Below are 22,743 nucleotides of genomic sequence, written 5' to 3'. Positions count from 1 at the left end.
GAGGCCGTGGAAGGCCGGGGGAAGGCCCCGGGAGGACCGAGGGAAGGCCTGGCCAAGGATATATTCAAGCTGAGACAAAGTCCTGACCGCCCGGGCCCGTCCCGGTCCGAGGAGCCCGCGATGCCCCCGAGCCGTACCCCCGCCACCGCCACGACGCAGACCGTCGCCCAGGTGAACCAGACCGTCCTGCTGGAGGTGCTGCGGCGGCACGGGACGCTGTCGCGGCAGCGGCTGGCTGCCGAGAGCGGGCTGAGCACCGCGACCGTGCACCGGCTGGTGGAGGTGCTGCGGGCCGAGGGGCTGGTGGAGGTGGAGACGGAGCGGGCGCCGTCCAGCGGCGGCCGGCCGCCCCAGCTGATCCGCTACAACGCCCGCGCGCAGACCGTGCTGGCGATCGCGGTGCGCCCGCGCCGGATCGTCGGCGTGGTCGCGGCCCTGGACGGCACGGTGCTGCACGAGACCGAGCACCACTGGGCGTTCCCCGGCCCGGACCGGCCGCGGGAGATCGTCGCCGAGGACCTGACCGGCCCGCTGCTCGCCCTGGTGGACGGCCTGCGGGACTGGGCCGCACGGCACGCGGGCGCGCCCCGCGCCCTCGTCGTGGGCGTGCCCGGGGTGGTCCGGGACCACACCGGGCTGGTGGAGTTCGCGCCCGCGCTGGACTGGCCCGGACTGCGGCTGGGGGTGCTGCTCCAGGAGCGCTACGGCGTCCCGGTGGCGGTCGAGAGCAACGTCAACCTGGTCGCGCTGGCCGTCCGGGAGTCACCGGCCGCCGCCGGGGTGAGCGACCTGGCCGCCGTCGTGGTGGGCATCGAGGTCGGCGCCGGGATCGTGCTGGGCGGCCGGCTGCACCGCGGCCGGCTGGGCGCGGCCGGGGCGCTCGGCCACCTGATGGCCGGGCACGCGGCGCTGGACCGGCCGCTCGGGCGGACCGGCGACACCCAGGCGAGGATCGGCGACCACGCCGTGGACCGGCGGATCACCGAGGCGGGCCTGACGGTGCCCGGCGGCCCGGCCGGGCGGGTGGCGGGGCTGTTCCGGCTGGGGCGGGAGGGCGATCCGGCGGCCGTCCGGCTGATCGGCGAACTCACCGACGACCTGGCGCTGTTGGTGGCCGGTCTGAGCGTGGTGCTGGCGCCGGAGCTGATCGCCCTCGGCGGGCGGCTGTTCTGGGAGAGCGGCGGCGAGCTGCCGGCCGCGATCGAGAGCCGGTTGCAGGGGCGGGTCCCGGTGCTGCCGCGCCTGGTGGTGGTGCACAGCACCACCACCGAGCTGGTCGGCGCGGCCGCGGCGGCCGTCCGGCTCGCGGACGGGGCGACCTTCATCACCCGCTGAGGCCCCCGCTGCGCGCCGTCACGCCGCCTCTCCCCGGCCACAGCCCGTTCCGCCGTCGGCCTGCCTCTCACCCGCGCCCGCACCGCCCCGTCGTCACCTTGCCTCACCCCGGCCACCGCACCGCCCTCACCCCGCCTCACCGCAGCCCCGCCGTCCCTGCCCCTTCCCCACCACCGCACCGCTCGCCGCCACCCCGTCTCTCGCCCACCACCCCACCTCCCGGCCGCCCGGACTATTTCTCACTATGATAGAAACTCCTCGTACGTCAGCGACCCGAGGAGAACCGGATGCCCACCGCCGCCTTCGCGATGGACCCGGAGCGTTTCCCCGACGTCTACGGCCCGCAGGCGCGCGCCCGGGTCGCCGCCCGGGCCGAGGTGCTGGCCGACCCGGCCGCGCCCGGCGGGGTGTGGAGCGCCGAGCGGCTGACCGCCGCGCCGGAGGCACTGCGCGGCGTCGAGGTGCTGTTCACCGGCTGGGGCGGCCCGGTGCTGGACTCCGCCGCGCTGGCCCGGCTCCCCCGGCTGCGGCTGGTGCTCTACGCCGCCGGCTCGGTGCGCCGGATCGCCGGCGAGGCGTTCTGGGCGGCGGGCATACCGATCGTCACCGCCGCGCACGCCAACGCCGTCCCGGTCGCGGAGTTCACCGTCGCCCAGATCGTCTACGCCCTCAAGGGCGGCTGGCGCCACGTCCTCGCCGCCCGGGCCGCCCGCGCCGCCGTCCCGGCCGCCCCCACCCCGGGCGGCTACGGCGCCACGGTCGGCGTCCTGTCGCTCGGCGCGACCGGGCGACTGGTCTGCGAGATGCTGCGCGGCTACGACCTGCGGGTCATCGCCCACGATCCGTACGCCCCGGTGCCACCGGGGGTTCGGCCCGTCGGCCTGGACGAACTCTTCGCCACCGCCGACGTGGTGAGCGTGCACACCCCGCTGCTCCCCGCCACCCGCGGCCTCGTCGGCCGACGGCTGCTGAGCTCGATGAAGCCCGGCGCCACACTGGTCAACACCTCGCGCGGGGCCGTCCTGGACGAGCCCGCGCTGCTGGCGGTCCTCGCCGAACGCCCGGACCTGTTCGCCGTGCTGGACGTCACCGATCCCGAGCCGCCGCTGCCCGGCTCACCGCTGTTCACCCTCCCCAACGTGGTCGTCACCCCGCACCTGGCCGGCAGCCGGGGGCTGGAGCGCCGGCGCCTCGGAGACCTGGTCGTCGACGAGTTCGAGCGCTGGCTGCGCGGAGCCCCACTGCGCCGGGCGCTCGACCCGCACACCTACGAACGGATGGCCTGACCCGTGCCGAGCCCACAACGCCCCGACGTGGTCGTGATCCTGACGGACCAGCAGACGGCGGACGCGATGAGCGCCGCCGGGAACCCGTACCTGCGCACCCCCGCGATGGACTCCCTCGCCGCCGCCGGCACCCGCTACCCCCACGCCTACTGCGCCCAGCCGCTCTGCACCCCCTCCCGGGCCAGCCTGATGACCGGCCGCCTGCCCAGCACCGTCGGCGTCACCGGCAACACCGGCGGCCCCGAGGACCCGCTGCTCGGGCGGCTGTTCACCGAGGCCGGTTACGACTGCGGCTACGGCGGCAAGTGGCACCTGCCGGAACTCGACCTGCCCGCCGACCGGGGCTTCCACCGGATCCACCCGGCCGGCGGGGACGACGCCGGACTCGCCCGCGCCGCCGCCGACTTCGTGCGCGCCCCGCGCGACCGGCCGTTCCTGCTGGTCGCCTCCTTCCTGGAGCCGCACGGCATCTGCGAGTGGGCACGCGGCCAGGACCCGCGCACCGGCCCGCTGCCGCCCGCGCCGCCCGTCCCCGAACTCCCGCCGCTGCCCGCCAACTTCCCGGTCGGACCGTACGACCCGGCGTTGCCCCGGCTGGCCCGGCTGGCCCAGCCGCACACCCACCCGACCGCCGAGTGGCGGGAGGACGACTGGCGCCGCTACCGGCACGCCTACTACGCCCTGGTGGAGCGGGTGGACCGGCACATCGGCCTGCTGCTGGCGGCGCTGGCGGACCGCGCCGGGGAGCGGGAGACCGTGGTGGTGTTCAGCTCCGACCACGGCGACGGCGCGGGCGCCCACCGCTGGAACCAGAAGTGGGCCCTGTACGAGGAGTGCGTGCGGGTGCCCCTGGTGGTCACCGCTCCCGGCCTGCCCGCCGGCGCGGTCGACGAGCGGCTGGTCGCGGCCGGACTCGACCTCATCCCGACGCTCTGCGACCTGGCCGGCATCGAGGCGCCGGACGGGCTGCCCGGCCGCAGCGTGCGCGCGTCCCGGCCGCACGAGAGCGTGGTGGTGGAGACCCGCTGGGAGATCCCCGGTTTCAACAACGCCCTGGGCCGGATGGTCCGCGCCGGACACCACAAGTACGTCTGCTACGCCTGGGGCGACCACCGGGAGCAGCTCTTCGACCTCGCCGCCGATCCGGGCGAGCTGGTCAACCTGGCGGTCGACGCCCGGCACGCGGGGCTGCTCGACCGGTTCCGGGCCCTCCTCTCCGAGCACTGCGTGCGGGTCGCCGACCCGTTCGCGCGCTTCGTGCCGCGCGCCGCGGGCTGAGCGTCCGACGGCGGAGGGGCCGGCCCGTTCGGGCCGGCCCCTCGACCATGGCGCTCCCCCGACGTCGACGATCCCCCGGCCGCGACGATCCCCCGACCGCGACGGTTTACGGGCTCACGGCCTACGGGCGCACGGCGACCAGCTCGCGCCCGCGCAGCGTGTAGAGCACGCCGTCCTCGTCCGCGGCCAGCCGGGCGCCGCTGTACCACTCGGCGTCCAGCCGGACCAGCACGGTGGCGGCCAGGGTGTCGCGGTCCAGCCGGAACAGGGTGCGCTCGCTGACCCCGTACAGCGCTCCGCCGACGGCCAGCAGCCGCGGGTTGGCACCGGACACCGCCCCCAGGTCGGCGCGCCGCCCGACCACGGGCGCGTACCCGGGCCGCCGGGAGCCGCGCAGGTCGACGGTGAACACCCGGCCGTCCACCGTCAGGCCGTACAGGGTGTGCCCGAGCACCGCGAGGCTGCTGACGCCCGCGCCCAGGTCGGTCGCGGTGCGCCACAGCTCCCGGCCGGCCACCGGGTCCCAGGCGGCCAGGTCGCCGCGCGGGCCGGTGGGCCGGGCGTTGTCGCCGCCGAGGAAGGCCTGCCCCTGCCCGACGGCGACGGCGCGCACCAGTTGCTCGGGGCCGAGCGGGTCGGTGTGCACCGTGGGCCGGCCGCTGCCCGGGCGGTAGGTGACGAAGGAGCCGCCGCCGGTGGTGTCGGCCTGCACCCCGAGCAGCAGCAGCCCGCTGTCCCGGTCCAGCCGGATCACCTGCGGCCGGTTCTGCTCCTGGGGCAGCGCCGCCTCCTGGACGGGTGCCCGGTCGACGCCCGGGCGGTAGCGCCAGATGCCCTGCGAGGAGTAGACGCCCAGGTAGAGGGTGCCGTCGTCGAGGACCAGGGTGTCCTTGGCCTCGCCCGGCACCGGGAGCTTGTGGACGGTCCCGGCCGCCAGGTCGTGCAGCGCGAGCGAGCCGTTGCCGCCGACGTACACCCGCCCGGCGCGGGCCGCCACCGACATGCCGAGCTGGGCGGCGGCGGGCGCGCCCGCCTCCACCAGGTCCCGGGTGGTGACGGCCCCGGTGCCGAGGTCCAGGGTCCACACGGTGCCGCCCTCGGTGACGCCCGCGAGGGTGTCGCCGAGCCGGCCGAGGCCCCAGGAGTTGCCGTCCGGCACCGGGACCGCGAGCTGCTCCAGCGCGCCGGTGGCGAGGTCGTGGCGCCACAGCACGCCGTGCTCGGTGGAGGTGAACCAGAGGGTGTCCCCCCGGCGCTGGAAGTTGGTGACGCTCTTGGTGCCGGGGACGGCGAAGGAGCGCAGCACCCGGTGGCCCGCCGGGTCGAGCAGCGCCACGTGGGCGGGCGCGCCCTCGGTGGAGACCGCCAGCAGGTCGTCGCCGAGGACGGTGATCCGGCGGATGATCGTGTCGCCCCGCAGGTCGGGAGGGGTGATGTCGGTGACGGTGCCGGTGGCCCGCTCGACGGCGAACAGGCTCGCCCGGGTCGCTCCGCCGCCGCCCGCGAGGTTGCTGCCGACGCCGAGGTAGGCGTGGGTCGCGGTGGCCGCGACGGCACGGCCCTGGGTGGCGTTCGGCGCCGGGGAGGCGACCTCGGTGACGGCGCCGGTGGCCGGGTCCCAGGCGTACAGGCCGGGGCCGGCGGCCCGGCCCTTCTGCCGTCCGGTCGCGTAGAGCGTCCCGTCGGGCGCGAGGGCCACGTCGCGCACGTCGGCCCCGGGGACGTTGCCCAGGGCGGTCAGCGTGCCGTCGTAGCGGTAGAGGTTGGCGGCGCCGGGGGCGTCGGTGACTCCGAGGTGGAGCACGCCGTCCCGGGCGGCCGAGCCCTGGACGAAGTTGCCGGTGGGCAGCTCCACGGTGGCCGTCACCCGGCCGGTCGGCAGGTGGTAGCCGATCACCCGGGCGGGGGCGAGGTTGCGCGAGCCGATCCACAGGGTCTCGCCGATCAGCGTCGCGCTCATCAGGGGGAAGTCGGCGTTCCCGGGGCCGAGTCCGGTCACCTCCGGTCCGGCGGCACCGGCGGCGGACCCGACCGGGCCGAGGGCCGAGAGCGCGGCCACCGCACCGGTGCCGAGCAGGAGTTGGCGACGCGAAGGGGTCACGGCAGGCATGGTTCTCCAGGGTCGGATCAGGGGCGGATCAGGGGCGGGAGGGGACGGGGGAACCGGCTGCCGCCAGCAGCTCCCGGGTGTACGGATGCGCGGGGGCGGCGAACAGCTCGGCGGCGGGGGCCCGTTCGACCACCCGGCCGTGCCGCAGCACCAGCACCTCGTCGCACAGGTGCCGCACGAGCGCGAGGTCGTGCGAGATGAACACCAGCCCCACGCCGGTCCGTTCGCGCAGGTCGGCGAAGAGGTTGAGGATCTGCGCCTGGACCGAGACGTCCAGGGCCGAGGTCGGCTCGTCGGCCACCAGCACCTGCGGGTCGACGGCGAGGGCGCGCGCGATCGCGACCCGCTGGCGCTGGCCGCCGGAGAGGCGGTGCGGTCGGGCGTCGAGCACCGCCTCGGGCAGGCCGACCAGTTGGCACAGGTCACCCGGATCCCGCCGGTCCCGCAGGCCGTGGGCGACCAGCGGTTCGGCCAGCGCCTCGCGCACGGTCATCCGGGGGCTCAGCGAGGCGTACGGGTCCTGGAAGACCAGCTGCACCCGGCGCCGCAGCTCGCGTTCCTCGGCGCGGCCGGCGCCGGCCCAGGAGCGGCCGGCCACCCGTACCGTCCCGCTCCGCGGGGCCAGCAGTCCGAGCAGCGCCCGGGCCAGGGTGGACTTCCCGGAGCCGGACTCGCCGATCACTCCCACCGCCCGGCCGGGCGCGGCGCTCAGGCTCACGCCCTCCAGGGCCGGGGGCCGCCGCCGGCCGTAGCGTATGGTGACGTCCTCGGCGACCAGGACGGGCTCCGCGGCCCGCTCCACGCTCCGCTCCGCCGCTTCCTGACGCTCCGTCACTTCCGTTCGTGCGACCGGACGGTGGCAGGCGAATCCGGACTCGCCACCGCCCGTCCACGGCGGCGCCGAGCTCGCGCAGCGCTCGACGGCGGCGGCGCAGCGCGGCGCGAAGGCGCAGCCGTCCGGTGCCTCACCGGCCGCCGGCGGGCGCCCTCCGATGACGGTGAGCGGTACGCCGGGCGGGCCGTCCAGCCGGGGCACCCCGGCCAGCAGCCCCGCGGTGTAGCGGTGCCGGGGGCCGCCCAACAGCTCGCGCGCCGGGGCCCGTTCGACGATCCTCCCCGCGTACATCACCTGGACGGTGTCGCAGCTGCGGGCGACCACGCCCAGGTCGTGGGTGATCAGCAGGACGGCCGTGCCGGTCTCGTCGCGCAGCCGGACCAGCAGGTCCAGGATCTCCACCCGGGTGCTCGGGTCGAGCGCCGTGGTCGGCTCGTCGGCGATCAGCAGCTCGGGCCGGTTGGCCATCGCCATCGCGATCAGCACCCGCTGGCGCATGCCTCCCGAGAACTCGTGCGGCCGGTCGCCGTAGCGGCGCGCGGGACCGTCGATGCCGACCAGGTCGAGCAGTTCGAGCGCCCGGGCCCGGGCCTCGCGCCGGCCCGCGCCGTGCACCAGCGCGGCCTCGGCGAGCTGGCGGCCGACCGGCATCCGGGGGTTGAGGTAGGCCAGGGGGTCCTGGAAGACCATGCCGATCCGGTGCCCGCGCACCGCGCGCACGGCGGGCTCGGGCAGGGCGAGCAGGTCGGTGCCGTCGAAGCGGACGGTGCCGCCGGTGGTGCGGCAGCCCGGCGGCAGCATCCGGTTGACGGCCAGCGCGGTGAGCGTCTTGCCCGAGCCGGACTCGCCGACCAGGCCGAGGATCTCGCCCGGCCGCACCGTGAAGTCCACCCCGCGCACCGCCTCGCCGCCGCCCGCCGTGACGCGCAGGCCGCGCACCTCCAGCAGCGGCGGGCCGGCCTGCGCGGCGGCCGGGGCCCCGGCCCCGCCCGCTGCCGCCGGGGCCGGGCCCGCCGCGTTCGGGCCCTTGGCCGTGTCGGTCGTGGTCACCGCAGTCTCTCCCGGTTGAACGAGTCGGCGAGCAGGGTCAGGCCGAACACCAGCAGCCCGAGCAGGACGACCGGCGCCAGGGCGTAACCCGGGTACAGGAAGAGGTACTTGGAGCCGGTGTTGATCATCGTGCCGAGCGAGGGCGCGGGCGGCTGGATGCCGAGGCCGAGCACGCTCAGCCCGCCCTCGATCTTGACGGCGTTCGCCATCGCCACGGCCAGCAGCGCGGTCGTGGCGTCGACGACGTTCGGCAGCACGTGGCGGCGCAGGATCCGGCCGCGCGGCACGCCCAGCACCCGGGCGGCCACCACGTGGTCGCGGGCGAGCTGGCCGAGCAGCGCCGCCCGCGCCTGGCGCCCGAAGGAGGGCAGCGCGCTCAGCACGATGGTGGCCACCACGGTGCCGAGCCCGGGGCGCGTCAGCAGGGCGAGCGCGAGTCCGAGCAGCAGGCCGTGGAGGCCGAGCAGCAGGTCGAACAGCCGCTGGACGGCCTCGCCCAGCAGCCGGTTCAGGCCGCCCAGCAGCCCCAGCAGGGTGCCGAGCACGGCGGCCGCCGGTACGGCCAGCAGGCAGACCAGCAGCTCGGTGCGGACGCCGGCCAGCACCCGCGCCAGCAGGTCCCGGCCGACCTCGTCGGTGCCCAGCAGGTGGGCCGCCGAGGGCCCGGCCAGGGCGTCCGGGCCCTGCCGGTAGGGGTCCGTACCGACCAGCAGCGGGCCGAGCAGCCCCGCCAGCACCACCAGGAGCACCAGGAGCGCACCGGTGCGCCCGCGCGGGGTGCGCAGGGCGGGCGGCAGCGGGGGCGGCGGCCACGGGCGGCGCCCGGGGGCGGTGGCGGTGACGGTCACCGGGCCTCCCCCGTTCCGGCGCGGGCGATCCGCGGGTCGAGCCGGCCGACGAGCAGCTCCGAGCCGAGCTGGACGAGGACGGCGACCGCGATCGCGAGCATGATCAGGGTCTGGGCGACCGGGTAGTCCCGCTGGTTGATGGCGTCCAGCAGCAGCTGACCGAGCCCGTGCCGGGCGAAGAGCTGTTCGGCGACCACCGCGCCGCCCAGCAGCTCGCCCAGGTGCAGGCCGAACTCGACGCAGAACGGCGCCAGGCTGTTGGGCAGCACGTGGCGCGTCAGGACCCTCCGGGGCGAGGCGCCCTTGGCGACGGCGGTCAGCACGAACTCCTCCTGGCGGGTGCGCCGCAGCTCGGTGGCGAGCAGCCGGGCCAGCACCGCCGACCCCGGCAGCGCGAGCGCCACGGCGGGCAGGGCGAGGTACTGGACGGCGAGGTCCGGCGCGCCGAACAGGTCCCGCTCCCCGCCGGCGGGCAGCACGCGCAGCAGGACGGCGAAGACGAAGACGAACAGCACGGCGGTGACGTACACCGGCAGGGCGAGCAGGGCGGTGGCCAGCGGGTCGAGCACCCGGGCGAGCCGGGCGCGCCGTTCGGTGGCCAGGGCGGTGCCCAGCAGCAGGCCGAGGACCAGCATCAGCAGACCCGCGGCGAGGGCGAGTTGGACGGTGCTGCCGACGCTCTGGCCGATCAGCCGGGTGACCGGCTCCCGGTAGTGGAAGGAGTCGCCCGGGTCCGCGGTGAGCAGCCCGCGCAGCCAGCCCAGGTACTGGACGGGCATCGGCCGGTCGACGCCGAGGCTGTCGGCGAGCCGGTCGCGCTGCTCCTGGTCGGCCTCGGCGCCGAGCGCGGCGGACACCGGGTCGCCGGGGGCGAGGCGGAGCAGCAGGAAGACGGCGACGGAGGCGAGCCAGAGCGTGGCCAGCGCGCCGGCCGCCTTTCTGGTCCAGTAGGGCACGGGGGTACTCCGGGTGGTCGGGGCGGGGCGGGGGCGCCGACCGCCCCAGGACGGTGGGGGTCGTCCTGGGGCGGTGCGTCAGGCGGTGCGGCGGGTGTCGTCGAGCCGCAGGTAGCCGAGCGCGCTGGTGGCCACGCCGCGCACCGAGGAGGCCAGCGCGTAGGTCTCCCAGGCGTGCGCGAGGGTGATGTGGAAGGACTCCGTGAGCAGGTACTCGGACAGTTCGTGGTTGACGTCGGCCCGGGCCCGCTCGTCGACGGCGGCGAAGGCGCGGGCCTGGAGGTCGGCGTAGGCGGGGTCGGTGACGTGCGAGGTGTTCCGGCCGACCTGGAGCGGGCCGGAGACGGTGATCCCGCTCAGCGGGGAGACGCTGACCATGCCGTGGTTGGCGATGAACAGCCCCTCCAGCGTGCCCTGCTGGATCTTCGGCTGGATGGCGGCGTTGTCCAGCAGCTGGACGTCGACGCCGAACCCGGCCTGCTCCAGGTCGTACTTGACCAGCTCCACGAGGGAGGCGAAGACCGGCGAGTTGGCGGCGGTGAGCGGCACCCGGGTGCCTTCCGCACCGGCCTCCCGGAGCAGCCCGCGGGCCTTCTCCGGGTCGTGCGGGTAGCGGGTGACCTGGTCGGGGGTGACGCCCGGGGTGGTGGAGGGCCAGGGCAGGCTGCTGGCCTCGGCGTGGCCGCCGTACACCTGGGCGACGACGCGTTCGCGGTCCACCGCGTACTGGAGGGCCTGGCGCACCCGGCGGTCGTCGAAGGGCCTGGTGGTGACGTTCACGCCGAGGAAGGCCTGCTGGTAGGAGGACTTCGCGGACTGCACCGCGTACGCCGGGTTCCCGCCGAGCACCTTGAGGTCGCGCCCGGGCACCGCGCCGATCAGGTGGGACTGCCCGGACTGGAGGGCGGACAGCGCGGCCTGGCTGCTGGTCACCGACCGGACGGTGATCCGCTCGAAGTGGGGCAGGCCGCTGCGCCAGTAGCGGTCGTAGCGGGCCAGGTCGAGCTGATTGCCGCCCTTGAACGACTGCCAGGTGAAGGGCCCGGTGCCGTTGACCTTCTCGGCGGCCTTGCCGTCGACGTAACTGCGGGCGTCCACCACCGGGTTGAAGGCGAGCGCGTCGAACAGGTTGCTGGTGGGCTTGGCGAGGGTGAGGGTGACCTCGTTCGGGGCGCTCGCCCGGATGTCGGCGATCCGCTCCAGCAGCGGCTTGACCTGGGAGCTCTTGGTCGCGCCGGTGAGCGAGAAGACGACGTCGTCCGGGCTGAGCGGGCGGCCGTCGTGGAAGGTGACGTCCTCGCGCAGCTTGAGCACCAGCCTGGTGCGGTCGGCGCTCCACTCCCAGGAGGTCGCGAGCCACGGCACCGGCTGGAGGGTCTGCGGGTCGAGGTCGACCAGCCGGTCCAGCACCAGGTTGACGAACACCGGGGTGTCCGGGCCGCGGTGGAGCAGCTGGGTGGGGTCGGGGGCGGCGCCGTAGACGATCTGGAGGTCCGGCGCGGAGGCGGTGGCGGAGGCCGCGGCCCCGCCGGCGGCGTCCTCGGTGGCGGAGCGGCAGCCCGCCGCCAGCAGGACCGCGCCGGCGCTCAGGCCCAGGAAGCCTCTTCGGGGCAGGCCGCGGTGGCGGGCCGCATCGCTCATGGTGGTGCTACCTCTTCGGTTCTCGGGGACGCGGGTACGTCGTGCGGTCGGCTCGGGCGGGCGGACGGGTGCCGGTCAGTACCTGGTCACGACGACGCTGTCGCTCCAGGCCACCACGTCGGGGCCGCCGGTGGGGTAGGGGATGTTCTTGGCCGGGTTCCAGTTGGCCCGGTAGATGCCGGTCTTGAAGTACGGCGACTGGTTCTGGTGGTAGTTGTTGAGGCCGCTGTACGAGCCGACCTGCGTGCCGTCCCGGAACACGGTGATGGCACCGGGGGTGGTGGCGGTGGACCAGGTGATGTCGAAGGCCCACTGGTTCCAGTGGCCGAACTGCACGTCGCCGAGCGGGATCACCGCCTCCTGGACGGTGGTCGGGTCGGTCAGCCAGTGCACCTTGAGCCGCCAGCTGCCGTCCTTGACGGTCAGGGCGATCGGCGGCTTGGTGTCGCTGCCGTCGGCCAGCGGGTAGCCGTGCCACTGGGCGAGGATCGTCTCGGTGGAGGTCCGCACCCAGTCGGCGGGCAGGTAGTCGGCGAGGGCGAAGCGGTAGCTGCCCCAGCCGAGGGAGTTGACGGCGACCTCGGAGCGGTACGAGACGCCGTCGTCCGGCACGCTGAAGCGGGCGGCCAGGCCGGTGCCGCCGGCGGGCGCGGGGGCCACAGTGATGCTGCCGTTGCCGTCGATCCGCTGGCGGGTCCAGGCGGAGACGGTGCCGGACTCGAAGTCGTCGGCGAAGACGTCGGTGCCGGACACCGCCGCGGGCACCGGGACGGCGGCGTGGGCGGGCACGGCGGCGACGGCCAGGGCGGCGGTGAGCACGGCGCCGGCGAGGCGGCCGGGGAGGCGGGACATGGTTCTGCTCCTTGGGGTTCGTGCGGGGACGGTTCGGGGTTCGGGCGGGGACGGGCGGCCGGTGGTCCGGGCCGGTCGACCCGGGCGGGTCAACCGGCCCGGCGACAGGAGCCGGCCGGCCCGACCCAGGTCGGGCTGGACCAGGCCCACTGGTCGTTCACCTGCCGGACCCGCACGTGGTAGAAGTCCCCGTCGCCGTCCGGGCGTTCGTCGGTCAGCTCGAAGTCGGCGGTGGCCTCCCGGTCGGGCACGGCCCGGTCGAAGCGGTAGGCGCCGGAGACGAACCCGCCGGTGAAACCGGTCCGCGCGCCCGCCAGCAGCTCGCCGACGGCGTGGGCCGTCTCGACGCCGTTGACGACGGCGACCAGCCGCGTCCGCGCGTCGCCCTCGACCCGCAGGGAGAAGCCCTGGGTGCTGTCGGTGGCCGTGTTGGGGTTGCCGTCGGTGACGGTCCGCAGCCGGACCTCGCCCGGCCCGGTGCGCTCCCAGGCGGACGGCCGGTAGGTGTCCGGCTCGGCCTCCGCCGGCGCGACCGTCTCCGGCCCGCGTAGCCGGGGCTGGACGTCCAGCAGCCGGCCGCCCTCGACCCGCAGCCGGACGTCCCAGCGGACCTGCTCGCCGCGCCGGCCCCAGCCGACCGCGAAGCCCAGGGTGCCGGTGAAGGCGTCCGCCGTCCCGGCCCCGGCGAGGAGTTCGGGCCGGCTGACCCGGTGGATCGGGACGCCGCCCCGCAGCACCTCCACGTGGTCGAGCGCGTCCCGGCCCCGCACGGTGACCCGGATCCGGCGCCGGTCGGCCGAGGCGGCCTCGGCGCCCATCGGCGCGCCGTTCACGGAGGTGGCGAGCAGGATGCGGTCGCCGGTGATCGCGTAGGTGCGGCGCTGCTGGACGGCGTTCCAGATCCCGTCCCGGGTCAGCTCCGGCGCCCAGACCGCCACCCGGCCGTGTCCGTGGCTGCCGGGGAAGGCGCTGTGGTGGTCGGTGGAGCCGATCAGCCCGAAGCGGTGGCCCAGGCGCAGGCCGTGGACGGCCGTCCCGGCGGCGGCGCGAGGGCCCATGGTGTGCAGGTAGGTGCGCGGCGCCTCGTCGGATTCGGCGCAGCCGTGCATCGACACCATCTCCACCACCGGGGCGAACTCCTCGGTGTAGGAGGCCCAGTCGATGCCGCGGCGGGCCGGCCCGTAGCCGATGTGGTGCGGCAGGGCCCAGGTCCGCACGCCCCGCGCGGCGAGCGTCCGCAGCCGGGCGCGCAGCTCGTCCAGGTCGGCCGCCCGGATGATCTCGCCGCGCGGGCCGTCGAAGTACACGCAGTGGTCGCCGTACGCGAGGCTGTGCCACTCGAAGGACTGGAAGGTGACGAAGCGGCCGTCCTCGTGGGCGGCGGCGGTGACGTCCTGGACGTGGTCCCAGAGCCGGGCCAGCCGGGCGAAGCCCTCGGTGTGGTAGTCGACCAGGCTCGCCAGCTCGGGGGTGCGTTCGGGCAGGTCGGGCCACCAGCCGTGGCCGGTGACGCTGGCGAAGTCGAGCTGGAGCCGGGCGTTGGCGTAGGCGTCCTCGATGCTCCCGTGGCCGTAGCTGATGCCGCAGTGGTTGTGGAGGTCGCCGACGTACAGGCCCAGGCCGGCGTAACCGGGCGCGTCGGTGGTGGGGGCGGTCATCGGGGCTGGGCTTCCTCGGGGTCGCGGGCGGCGATGTTTGATCGACTGTGAGAAGAAGCTAGCCGCGATCTCCCCGGGGCGGTCAAGGGCCGGGCGTTCGGTGTCGCGTGATCGCCATCGGGCGAAACACGGGCTTCACAGAAGATCAGCTGGTGGAAGCGGCGAAGAGCCGGTCAGCGGGTCGAGTGAGGCCCGGTACGACCGGCCCGGACTTTTGATCGATCTGATAGAAACTTCTCCGATCCTCGGCGACAACCCCGCCTCCCCTCCCCTAGGACGGTCCCGATGCCGCACTCCGCCCCGCCCGCCGCGCCCGACCTGGGCGGCTCCCACCTGGTCCGCGCACCCGAGCGCCCCGAGCCCGGCTACTGGGCCGGCTGCCCGAGCGTCCGGTACGAACCGGACCTCGACCGCTTCCTGCTCACCTACCGCGAGCGCCGTCCGCGCGGCACGGCGGACGGCCTCGACCGGGGCTGGCGCTGCGCCGTCGCCGAGAGCACCGACGGCGTCGCCTTCGACGACCTGTGGTCGGTCCGGCGCGACGAGCTCGGCTCCCCGTCGATGGAGCGCCTCGCCCTGCTGCGCCGCGGGGACGGCTACCTGCTCCACCTCAGCTACGTCGACCCGGCCGACAACCGCTGGCGGGTCGACGCCCTGCGGGCCGACTCCCCGGGATCGTTCGACCTCGCCGCCCGCACCCCCGTGCTCACCGCCGCGGGCACCGGCACCGAGGGCGTCAAGGACCCGTACCTGCTCGACACCGGGGACGGCGTGCACCTGTTCACCACCGTCTCCCGCGCCCGGCCGTTCACCCCCGAGGAGCGGTCCCGTGCCCACGCCGACGCCGACATCCACACCACCGGCCTCACCGTCCAGCCCACCGCGCTCGCGGTGTCCCCGGACGGGCTGCGCTTCACCGCCCCGCCCGGCCGGGCCGCCGAGGTCCTGGACGTCGGCCCGGCCGGCGCCTGGGACGGCTACGAGTCCCGGATCACCGCCGTCCTCCCGGACGGCCGGGGCGGCTGGCTCGCTCTGTACGACGGCTCGTCCGACGCCGCCGGCAACTACGAGGAGCGCTGCGGCCTCGCCGCCTCCGCCGACCTGCGCGACTGGCGGCGCCTGACCCCGGACGGCCCCTGGCTGGACGTCCGGTACGCCGACCTCGTCCCGGCCCGCGGCCGCTGGTACCTCTACTACGAGCGGAGCCGCCCGGACGGCGCCCACGAGCTGCGGGTGGCCGTCCTCGACGAGTTCGCCGGAGTCCGCCCCGACGGCGGCTGCGCCGCACCGGACCTCGGCTGACCGGCGGGCCGAAGGCCGGTCCCGGCGGCGGGGGCGGGGTCGGCGGCGGGGGCTCGGCGGTGTCCCGGGCCGGCTCACCCGCCCGAGGCGGCGGCCTCCGCGAGAGCCTCCAGGACCGGCCGGATCAACGGGTGACCATCGGCCCCCGCCCGGACGGCCGCGAAGACCCGACGGGTGGCCAGCTCGCTGTCCACCGGACGCACCGCGACCCGCCCCAGATCGACACCGCGCAGGGCCGAGCGCGGCACCAGCGCCACCCCGAGGCCCGCCGAGGCGAGCGCGACCACGGCCCGGAAGTCGTCCGAGGAGTGCAGCACCCGGGGCTGGAACCCGGCGTGCTCACAGGCCAGCAGCACCACGTCGTGGCAGGGGTTGCCCGGGTAGGGGCCGATCCAGGGCTCGTCGGTCAGCGCGGCGACGGCCAGCGGTCCGGACTCGGCGGCCAGCCGGTGGTCCAGCGGCAGCACCGCCTCGAAGGGCTCGGCGTACAGCGGCACCCTGGTCAGCCGGGCGTCGTCGGCGCGCGGGGCGCCCCGGTACTCGACGGCCACCGCGAGGTCGGCCCGGCCGTCCAGGACCATCGGCAGGCTGGCGTCGCCCTCGGCGTCCAGCACCTTGAGCCGCACCCCGGGCGCGTGCCCGGCGAGCAGGCCCACGGCGGGGGCGAGCACCGAGGCGATGGCGGTCGCGAAGGAGGCGACGGTGACCTCCCCGGAGACGCCCGCGCTGTACGCGGCGAGGTCGGCCTCCGCCCGTTCCAGCTGGGCGAGCACCACGTCGGCGTGGCCCAGCAGGATCTCCCCGGCGGCCGTCAGCCGCACCCCCCGGCCCTCCCGGGCGAGCAGGTGGTGGCCGGTCTCGTGCTCCAGGGCGGCCAGCTGCTGGGAGACCGCGGAGGGGGTCAGGTAGAGGGCCGCCGCCGCGGCGGTCACGGTCCGGTGGTCCGCCACGGCCCGCAGGGTCCGCAGCCGTCGTGCGTCGATCACGGGCCAATTCTGCCAGCGCGGCGCGGCCGACCGTCTGCGGAGCCGGGAGGAGCGGCGGCGGGGGTTTCGGCCGCGAGCACCACCGAGAGCGCATTTCCGGACGAGATCCGTCCCGGTCGTTGACCGCCCGGCGGGCCCGGCGCTTGGCTCTGTCCCACCGGGCCGCGGGGGTCGAGGGCCCGGCACCGTCATCAGGGGAGGATGATCCATGACCACCGCACGCACCCGCCGCCGACTCGCCCGCACCGCCGCCGTCCTGGTCGCCGCCGCCGTGGCCGGGGCCGCGATGCCCGCCGCCGAGGCCAGGCCGCCCAAGGGCGACACCGCCCGGGTCAGCGAGACCTCCAAGGGCGAGCCGCTGAACGGGGCCTCCTTCGCCCTCGGGCTGAGCGGCGACGGCCGACTGGCCCTGTTCTCCTCGTGGGCGACCAACGTGCTGCCCGGCGGCGCCGGGTCCGCGGGCGACGTGTACGTGCGCGACCTGCGCAACGGCCACCTGGAGCGGGTCAGCGTCGCCGACGACGGCTCCTCGCTGGACGGCGGCAGCTACACCGGGGCGATCAGCGGCAACGGCCGGTACGTGGCGTTCGTCAGCGACGCGGGCAACGTGGTGGCCGGGCAGGTCAAGCACCCGACCGACGTCTTCGTCCGGGACCGCTGGACGGGGCACACCGAGCTGGTCACCGCCGGCGACGGCACCTCCGGCGCGGGCGACGACCAGAGCAACCGCAACGCCCTCGACGCCGCCATCAGTGGCGACGGCCGGTACGTGGTCTACGCCTCCGACCGCACCGACCTGGCCCCCGGCGTGCGCCGCGGCAAGTTCAACGTCTTCGTCACCGACCGCTGGACCCACACCACCAGGGTGGTCACCACCGGTGCCGACGGCACTCCGGCCGACAACAACTCCTACCGCCCGACGATCAGCGCGGACGGCGGCGTCATCGGGTTCAGCTCGCGGGCGGGCAACCTGCTCCCGGCCGACCAGGCCCCGCCCGCCGCCCTCGCCGCGGACACGGCCGGCGCCGACGACACCCCCGACGCCGCCGGCGGCGCGCCCGCCCCGCGGACCGCCGGCGCCGCCGCCATCCGCGCCTACCCGTACTACGTCTGGGACGCCCGTACCGGGAGGACCACGGCCGCCAGCTACGACGAGGCCGGCGAGTTCACCGCGGCCGGCACCGACGGCCGGATCAGCCCGTCCGGCCGCTACGCGACCTACACCGTCTTCGAGGACGGCGGTCGCCCCGGCTCGCACGGCGTCCACACGGACGTCTACGTCCGCGAGCTGGCCACCGGCAGGACCACCAAGGTGAGCAAGCCGCTGTCCGGCGCCACCAACCGCGACTCCTCCTCCGACCCGGTGATGCCGCTCGGCGACCGCTGGGTGTACTTCAGCTCGGACGTCGCCGACCTGGTCCCCGGCGACACCAACGGCAAGGCCGACGTCTTCCGCCACGACCTGGAGACCGGCCGCACCGAGCGGATCACGCTCACCGCGGACGGCTCGCAGAGCGACACCGACGCCCGCTGGCCGCAGGTCGACGCCGGCAACACGACGCTGTTGTTCAGCGCCGACGACGGCAACCTGGTGCCGGGCGGCGCCAACACCGTCCAGGACGTCTTCCGGCGCCGCCTGTGAATCCCTGACTCCCTTGCGGGATACGCCTGTTGACGTATTTCCCGACGGGATCACCCCCGGCCGTTGACCCCCGCCCCTCCCGGCGGTTGGCTCTGCGGGAGCCCGCCGCCGGGAGGGAGCCCGGCCGGGCGGCCCCAGGGGAGGACGATCCATGACCACCGCACGCACCCGCCGATGGCAGGCCCGCACCGCCGCCGTCCTGATGGCCGCCGCCGTGGCCGGGGCCGCGATGCCCGCCGCCGAGGCCAAGCCACCCAAGGGCGACACCGCCCGGATCAGCGAAACCCCCAAGGGCGAGCAGCTCGACGGGAGTTCGTCCGCGCTCGGGCTGAGCGACGACGGCCGCTTCGCCCTGTTCACCTCGGCCGCCACCGACCTGCTGCCGGGGGCCGGCACCCCGAACTCGGACGAGGTGTACGTCCGGGACCTGCGCAACGGGAAGGTCGAACGGGTCAGCGTCGCCGCCGACGGCTCCCGGCTCAACGCCCCCACCTCGGACGCCTCGATCAGCGGCGACGGCCGCTACGTCGCCTTCAGCACCAGCGCCACCAACGTCGTCCCCGGCCAGGTGGCGCACCCCAGCGACGTCTTCGTCCACGACCGCTGGACCGGAAGCACCGAACTGATCACCGCGGACGTCCCCGGCAGCGGGAGCGGGAACAACGGCTACTCCGACCACCCGACCCTGAGCCGGGACGGCCGCTACGTCGCCTACGCCTCCAGCCGCACCGACCTCGCCCCGGGCCAGAGCGGGCGCTACTTCAACATCTTCTTCGCCGACCGCCGGACCGGCACCACCAGACTGGTCACGCCCGGCACGGACGACGAGCCCGCCAGCAACACCTCCTACAACCCGATGATCAGCGCGGACGGCTCCACCATCGGTTTCGCCTCCCGGGCCGGCAACCTGCTACCCCGGCCCCCGGTCCCGACGGAGCCCGCCGCCCCGGAACCCACCGGTGGCGCGGCGCCGCTCTCGGCTCCCCGTTTCTACCCCTACTACGTGTGGAAGGCCGACACCGGCACGATCTCCGGCGCCAGCGTGGACGACGAGGGGCGGCTGCGCGGCGTCAGCGTCGGAGCCCGGCTCAGCCGTGACGGACGCTACGCCCTCTTCGGCCTACCGGTCCGCCTCGCGCCCAACTCCTACCGCTACCGGATGGACCTGTACGCCAGGGAACTCGCCACCGGCAGGCTCACCCAGCTGAACGCCTTCCTGCCGGGCACCACGACGACCGAGAGCGCCTACAACCCCGTCCTCGCCGACGGCCGATGGGCGTACTTCGATTCCGCCGCCGACAACCTGGTGCCCGACGACACCAACGGCGTCAGCGACGTCTTCCGCCGTGACCTGTGGACCGGCCGGATCGAGCGGGTCAGCCTCACCCGGGAGGGCGGCCAGAGCGACACCGCCGCCGGGAACCCCCGGGTCCACGAAGGCGGCGGCACGGTCCTCTTCGACGCCGGGGACGGCAACCTGGTGCCGGGCGACACCAACGGCGCCACCGATGTCTTCCTGCGCCGCCTGTGACCTCCTGACTCCCGTTCCGCACAAGCCTGTTGACACCCATTTCGCCGCGACCGCACACACGCGCCGCCCCCACCCCTCCCGGCGGCCGGCTCCGCGGGAGCCCGCCGCCGGGAGGGAGCCCGGCCGGGCGGCCCCAGGGGAGGACGATCCATGACCACCGCACGCACCCGCCGATGGCAGGCCCGCACCGCCGCCGTCCTGATGGCCGCCGCCGTGGCCGCCGCCGCGATGCCCGCCGCCGAGGCCAAGCCACCCAAGGGCGACACCGCCCGGATCAGCGAAACCCCCAAGGGCGAGCAGCTCGACGGTCCGTCGAGGGCCCTCGGGCTGAGCGACGACGGCCGCTCCGCCCTGTTCACCTCGGCCGCGGCCAACCTCCTGCCCGGGCCGGGCACCCCGAACTCGGACGAGGTCTACGTACGGAACCTGCGCAACGGGCACATCGAGCGGGTCAGCGTCGCCGACGACGGTTCCCGGCTCAACGCCCCCACCACCGAGGCCTCGATCAGCGGCGACGGCCGGTACGTGGCCTTCAGCACCACCGCCACCAACGTGGTGCCCGGCCAGCCGGCCCACGGCAGCGACGTCTTCGTCCGCGACCGCTGGACCGGGCACACCGAACTGGTCACCGCCGCCGCCCTGCCCGGCACCGGCGACCAGAGCGCCGCCGACGCCCTCACTCCCGGCATCAGCGGGGACGGGCGCTACGTCGCCTACGTCTCCAACCGCACCGACCTCGCCCCCGGCCCGGTGAAGAACGGCATGAACAACATCTACGTCACCGACCGCTGGACCCACACCAGCCGGCTCGTCACCGTCGGCGCGGCCGGCGCGCCGGCCGACAAGGAGTCCCTCAACCCGACGATCAGCGCGGACGGCTCCACCGTCGCCTTCACCTCCAAGGCCCGGAACCTGCTCCCGGCCGATCCCGCCGAACCGGACCCCGACGACGGGTCCGCGCCCGAACCCGAAGCCCCCGGTCTGGCGAGCGGGCCCCGCTCCTACCCCACCTACGTCTGGAGGGCCACCACCGGCACGATCGCCGGCGCCAGCCTGAACGAAGCCGGGGCACTCGAAGACAGCCGCTACGCCCGGATCAGCCCGGACGGCCGCTACGCCGTCTACAGCCTCGCGGAGGACGCCGCCGGGATGCCCGGCCACGGCGGCGCCCGGTGGGACCTGTACGTCCACGAGCTGGCCACCGGCAAGGTCACCCCGGTCAACCCCGAGGTGTCGGGCAAGGAACCGAAGGGGCACACGACCAGCGGCGTCATGACGGCCGACAGCCGCTGGGTCTACTTCGACTCCGGCATCGACTTCCTGGTCCCCGGCGACACCAACGGCGTCTACGACGTGTTCCGCCGCGACCTGTGGACGGGCCGGATCGAACGGGTCAGCCTCACCCGGGACGGCGAGCAGAGCAACGCCTCGGGCAGCGTCCCGTTCGTGGACGCGAGCGGCGACACGGTGGTCTTCAGCGCCTACGACGGCAACCTGGTTCCAGGAGACACCAACGGCTTCGAGGACGCCTTCCTGCGCCGCCTGTGATGCCCTGACTCCCCTGCCGCGTAGGCCTGTTGGCGTATTTTTCGCCAAGCTCGCCCCGGCCCGTTGACCCTCCGGCCCTCCCGGCGATTGGCTCTGCGAGAGCCCGTCGCCGGGAGGGAGCCCGGCCGGGCGATCACAGGGGAGGCAGCATGACCCGCACCACCAGGACCACCCGCGGCCGGTGGCCGGCGCTCGGCGGCAGCGTGCTGGCCGCGGGCGCCCTGCTCGCCGTCACCGCCGCGCCCGCCCAGGCCGGCCCGCCGCCCCGCGGCACCGTCCGGGTCAGCACCGGGGCGAACGGCGCCGCGCCCGACGACGAGTCCTTCAGCCTGGGCGTCAACGCCGACGGCCGCTACGCGCTGTTCGGCTCCTGGGCCACGAACCTGGTGCCCCAGCCCGCGAAGGGCGGACGCGACGTCTACCTGAAGGACCTGCGGACCGGCCGTGTCGAGCGGGTCAGCCTGGCGGACTCCGGCGAGGGACAGGCCGGCTGGTCCGAGGAGGCCGCGATCAACGCCGACGGCCGCTACGTCGCCTTCGTCAGCAACGGCGAGGACGTGGTGCCCGGCATGCAGGTCAAGGGACGCACCGAGGTGTACGTCCGGGACCGGAGGACCGGCCGCACCGAGCTCGTCAGCGGCGGGCTCACCTCCACCGATCCCGACCGGTTCCACTACTCCTACGCGCCCTCGATCAGCGCCGACGGCCGGTACGTCGCCTTCGTGTCCTCCCGGAAGGACCTGGACCCGACCGTCGTGGACCCGGAGCCGGAACCCGAGCCCTCGCTCGCCAGGCCCTACACGTTGAAGCTCAACGTCTACCTCACCGACCGCTGGACCCACACCACCCGGCTGGTCACGCGCGACGCGTCCGGCAAGCCCGGCGAGAGCGCCTCCTTCCACCCGAAGCTCAGCGCGGACGGCCGCACCATCGGGTTCGGCTCCCTCTCCGACCTGCTGCCGCCCGAGCAGTCCCCCACCGCCGCGGCCGCCGCGCCCGCCGACGTGGACCTGCCCCCGGGCGCCGAGGCGCACCCGCCCGCAGGGGCCCGGCCGAACCTGGCCCTGCCGACGACCGCCGTCTACTACACGTACGACGTGGCCTCGGGGAAGCTCTCGCCGGCGAGCTTCGACCTCAACGGCTCGCTCGCCTACGCGGCCTTCGACGCCACGATCAGCCCCGACGGGCGGCTGGCGGTCTACGCCCTGCCCGAGCCCGGCGGCTCGACCGGCGGCCACCGCTACCACACCGTGCTCCACGTCCGGGACCTGCGGACGGGCACCGTGACGAGGGTCAGCGGCGGCCTGCCCGGCACGAGTTCGGTCGGCTCCTCCGGCCACGGCTCGGTCACCGCCGACAACCGCTGGCTCTACTTCGAGTCCGCCGCCGACAACCTGGTCGCGGGCCCGCAGCACCCCGGCTGGGACGTCTACCGCCAGGACCTGCGCACCGGCCGCACCGAACGGGTCTCCACCGCGCCGGACGGCTCGCTCGGCAACGGCTCGTCGAAGCAGCCGTTCGTGTCCGGGTCCGGCAGGACCGTGGTGTTCGAATCGTCCAGCGGCAACCTGGTCGCGGGCACCGACGCCCCGGCGGCCGAGGGCTACCAGGTCTTCGCCAAGCCCGCCCGGAGCCGCCCCGGCGGCCACGACCGGACCGCCGGTGACGACCGGGGAGCGGTCGGCCGGGGAGCGGCCGACGACCAGGGCGAGGACCAGGGCGAGGACCAGAACGGCTGACCCCGGCGGAACCGGGCCGGAACCCCGACGGGGGCGGGACACCGGCGGGGGCCGGCGTCCCGCCCCCGTCGAGGGAGGGTGGGGCAGGTGGCTGGTGAGCCGTGCGGTACCCCCAGGTAGGAGAAGCCGATCACACCCACGCCCCG

The 22,743-nt window shown here is 75.5% G+C and carries 16 protein-coding genes; 8 read left to right on the top strand and 8 right to left on the bottom strand.

Annotated elements, in window-relative coordinates:
* The first annotated feature begins 120 nt into the window (after positions 1 to 120).
* The 3 genes from ACZ55U_RS19010 (at position 121) to ACZ55U_RS19000 (ending at position 3,899) form a co-directional block, all read left to right on the top strand.
* A complete protein-coding gene (locus tag ACZ55U_RS19010) occupies positions 121 to 1,335 on the top strand; it encodes an ROK family protein (protein WP_465527286.1) in 1,215 nt (404 codons plus the stop codon).
* 287 nt (positions 1,336 to 1,622) lie between these two features.
* On the top strand, positions 1,623 to 2,621 hold the full coding sequence (locus ACZ55U_RS19005; protein WP_465527285.1) for a hydroxyacid dehydrogenase: 999 nt from the start codon (positions 1,623 to 1,625) through the stop codon (positions 2,619 to 2,621).
* A gap of 3 nt (positions 2,622 to 2,624) precedes the next feature.
* Positions 2,625 to 3,899, top strand: a complete 1,275-nt coding sequence (locus tag ACZ55U_RS19000) for a sulfatase family protein (RefSeq protein ID WP_465527284.1) — start codon at positions 2,625 to 2,627, stop codon at positions 3,897 to 3,899.
* A gap of 121 nt (positions 3,900 to 4,020) precedes the next feature.
* Here ACZ55U_RS19000 and ACZ55U_RS18995 read toward each other — a convergent pair whose 3' ends face one another.
* From ACZ55U_RS18995 to ACZ55U_RS18965, 7 genes are all read right to left on the bottom strand, one after another.
* Positions 4,021 to 6,000 (bottom strand): NHL repeat-containing protein, encoded by a 1,980-nt coding sequence (locus ACZ55U_RS18995; protein WP_465527283.1) that lies wholly within the window; start codon positions 5,998 to 6,000, stop codon positions 4,021 to 4,023.
* 37 nt (positions 6,001 to 6,037) lie between these two features.
* Positions 6,038 to 7,894, bottom strand: a complete 1,857-nt coding sequence (locus ACZ55U_RS18990) for a dipeptide ABC transporter ATP-binding protein (RefSeq protein WP_465527282.1) — start codon at positions 7,892 to 7,894, stop codon at positions 6,038 to 6,040.
* Positions 7,891 to 8,742 carry an ABC transporter permease gene (locus ACZ55U_RS18985; RefSeq protein ID WP_465527281.1) on the bottom strand — a complete coding sequence of 284 codons (852 nt, stop codon included), beginning with the start codon at positions 8,740 to 8,742 and terminating at the stop codon, positions 7,891 to 7,893. The genes ACZ55U_RS18990 and ACZ55U_RS18985 overlap by 4 nt, the downstream gene beginning before the upstream one ends.
* On the bottom strand, positions 8,739 to 9,698 hold the full coding sequence (locus ACZ55U_RS18980) for an ABC transporter permease (RefSeq protein WP_465527280.1): 960 nt from the start codon (positions 9,696 to 9,698) through the stop codon (positions 8,739 to 8,741). Before ACZ55U_RS18980 ends, ACZ55U_RS18985 begins: the two co-directional genes overlap by 4 nt.
* 78 nt (positions 9,699 to 9,776) lie before the next feature.
* Entirely contained in the window at positions 9,777 to 11,339 is a 1,563-nt protein-coding gene (locus tag ACZ55U_RS18975; RefSeq protein ID WP_465527279.1) for an ABC transporter substrate-binding protein, read from the bottom strand.
* Between the two features lie 75 nt (positions 11,340 to 11,414).
* Positions 11,415 to 12,191, bottom strand: a complete 777-nt coding sequence (locus ACZ55U_RS18970) for a polysaccharide lyase (protein WP_465527278.1) — start codon at positions 12,189 to 12,191, stop codon at positions 11,415 to 11,417.
* Between the two features lie 89 nt (positions 12,192 to 12,280).
* Positions 12,281 to 13,849 (bottom strand): DUF3604 domain-containing protein, encoded by a 1,569-nt coding sequence (locus tag ACZ55U_RS18965; RefSeq protein WP_465527277.1) that lies wholly within the window; start codon positions 13,847 to 13,849, stop codon positions 12,281 to 12,283.
* Between the two features lie 285 nt (positions 13,850 to 14,134).
* On the opposite strand from ACZ55U_RS18965, the gene ACZ55U_RS18960 reads away from it, so the two are divergent.
* The gene (locus ACZ55U_RS18960) at positions 14,135 to 15,151 is read left to right on the top strand and encodes a hypothetical protein (RefSeq protein ID WP_465527276.1); all 1,017 of its coding nucleotides are present in this window, start codon (positions 14,135 to 14,137) and stop codon (positions 15,149 to 15,151) included.
* A gap of 74 nt (positions 15,152 to 15,225) precedes the next feature.
* Here ACZ55U_RS18960 and ACZ55U_RS18955 read toward each other — a convergent pair whose 3' ends face one another.
* Positions 15,226 to 16,137 carry a LysR family transcriptional regulator gene (locus tag ACZ55U_RS18955; RefSeq protein ID WP_465527275.1) on the bottom strand — a complete coding sequence of 304 codons (912 nt, stop codon included), beginning with the start codon at positions 16,135 to 16,137 and terminating at the stop codon, positions 15,226 to 15,228.
* 208 nt (positions 16,138 to 16,345) lie between these two features.
* Here ACZ55U_RS18955 and ACZ55U_RS18950 point away from each other — a divergent pair, with 208 nt between their 5' ends.
* The 4 genes from ACZ55U_RS18950 (at position 16,346) to ACZ55U_RS18935 (ending at position 22,597) form a co-directional block, all read left to right on the top strand.
* Positions 16,346 to 17,779, top strand: coding sequence for a hypothetical protein (locus tag ACZ55U_RS18950; protein WP_465527274.1), 1,434 nt, complete (start codon positions 16,346 to 16,348; stop codon positions 17,777 to 17,779).
* A gap of 151 nt (positions 17,780 to 17,930) precedes the next feature.
* The gene (locus ACZ55U_RS18945; RefSeq protein WP_465527273.1) at positions 17,931 to 19,310 is read left to right on the top strand and encodes a TolB family protein; all 1,380 of its coding nucleotides are present in this window, start codon (positions 17,931 to 17,933) and stop codon (positions 19,308 to 19,310) included.
* A 150-nt stretch (positions 19,311 to 19,460) separates the two neighbouring features.
* Positions 19,461 to 20,858 carry a TolB family protein gene (locus tag ACZ55U_RS18940; RefSeq protein ID WP_465527272.1) on the top strand — a complete coding sequence of 466 codons (1,398 nt, stop codon included), beginning with the start codon at positions 19,461 to 19,463 and terminating at the stop codon, positions 20,856 to 20,858.
* Between the two features lie 149 nt (positions 20,859 to 21,007).
* On the top strand, positions 21,008 to 22,597 hold the full coding sequence (locus tag ACZ55U_RS18935; RefSeq protein WP_465527271.1) for a TolB family protein: 1,590 nt from the start codon (positions 21,008 to 21,010) through the stop codon (positions 22,595 to 22,597).
* Positions 22,598 to 22,743 lie beyond the last annotated feature (146 nt).

The sequence above is a fragment of the Kitasatospora sp. NPDC034533 genome, assembly GCF_055575155.1.
This window is presented reverse-complemented; position numbering and strand designations above follow the sequence as displayed.

Excerpts from the sequence above, each read along its gene's own strand:
- ACZ55U_RS19010 (WP_465527286.1), top strand. The coding sequence starts at position 121 with ATGCCCCCGAGCCGTACCCCCGCCACCGCCACGACGCAGACCGTCGCC.
- ACZ55U_RS19005 (WP_465527285.1), top strand. The coding sequence starts at position 1,623 with ATGCCCACCGCCGCCTTCGCGATGGACCCGGAGCGTTTCCCCGACGTC.
- ACZ55U_RS18975 (WP_465527279.1), bottom strand. The coding sequence starts at position 11,339 with ATGAGCGATGCGGCCCGCCACCGCGGCCTGCCCCGAAGAGGCTTCCTG.
- ACZ55U_RS18970 (WP_465527278.1), bottom strand. The coding sequence starts at position 12,191 with ATGTCCCGCCTCCCCGGCCGCCTCGCCGGCGCCGTGCTCACCGCCGCC.
- ACZ55U_RS18965 (WP_465527277.1), bottom strand. The coding sequence starts at position 13,849 with ATGACCGCCCCCACCACCGACGCGCCCGGTTACGCCGGCCTGGGCCTG.
- ACZ55U_RS18960 (WP_465527276.1), top strand. The coding sequence starts at position 14,135 with ATGCCGCACTCCGCCCCGCCCGCCGCGCCCGACCTGGGCGGCTCCCAC.
- ACZ55U_RS18950 (WP_465527274.1), top strand. The coding sequence starts at position 16,346 with ATGACCACCGCACGCACCCGCCGCCGACTCGCCCGCACCGCCGCCGTC.
- ACZ55U_RS18945 (WP_465527273.1), top strand. The coding sequence starts at position 17,931 with ATGACCACCGCACGCACCCGCCGATGGCAGGCCCGCACCGCCGCCGTC.
- ACZ55U_RS18940 (WP_465527272.1), top strand. The coding sequence starts at position 19,461 with ATGACCACCGCACGCACCCGCCGATGGCAGGCCCGCACCGCCGCCGTC.
- ACZ55U_RS18935 (WP_465527271.1), top strand. The coding sequence starts at position 21,008 with ATGACCCGCACCACCAGGACCACCCGCGGCCGGTGGCCGGCGCTCGGC.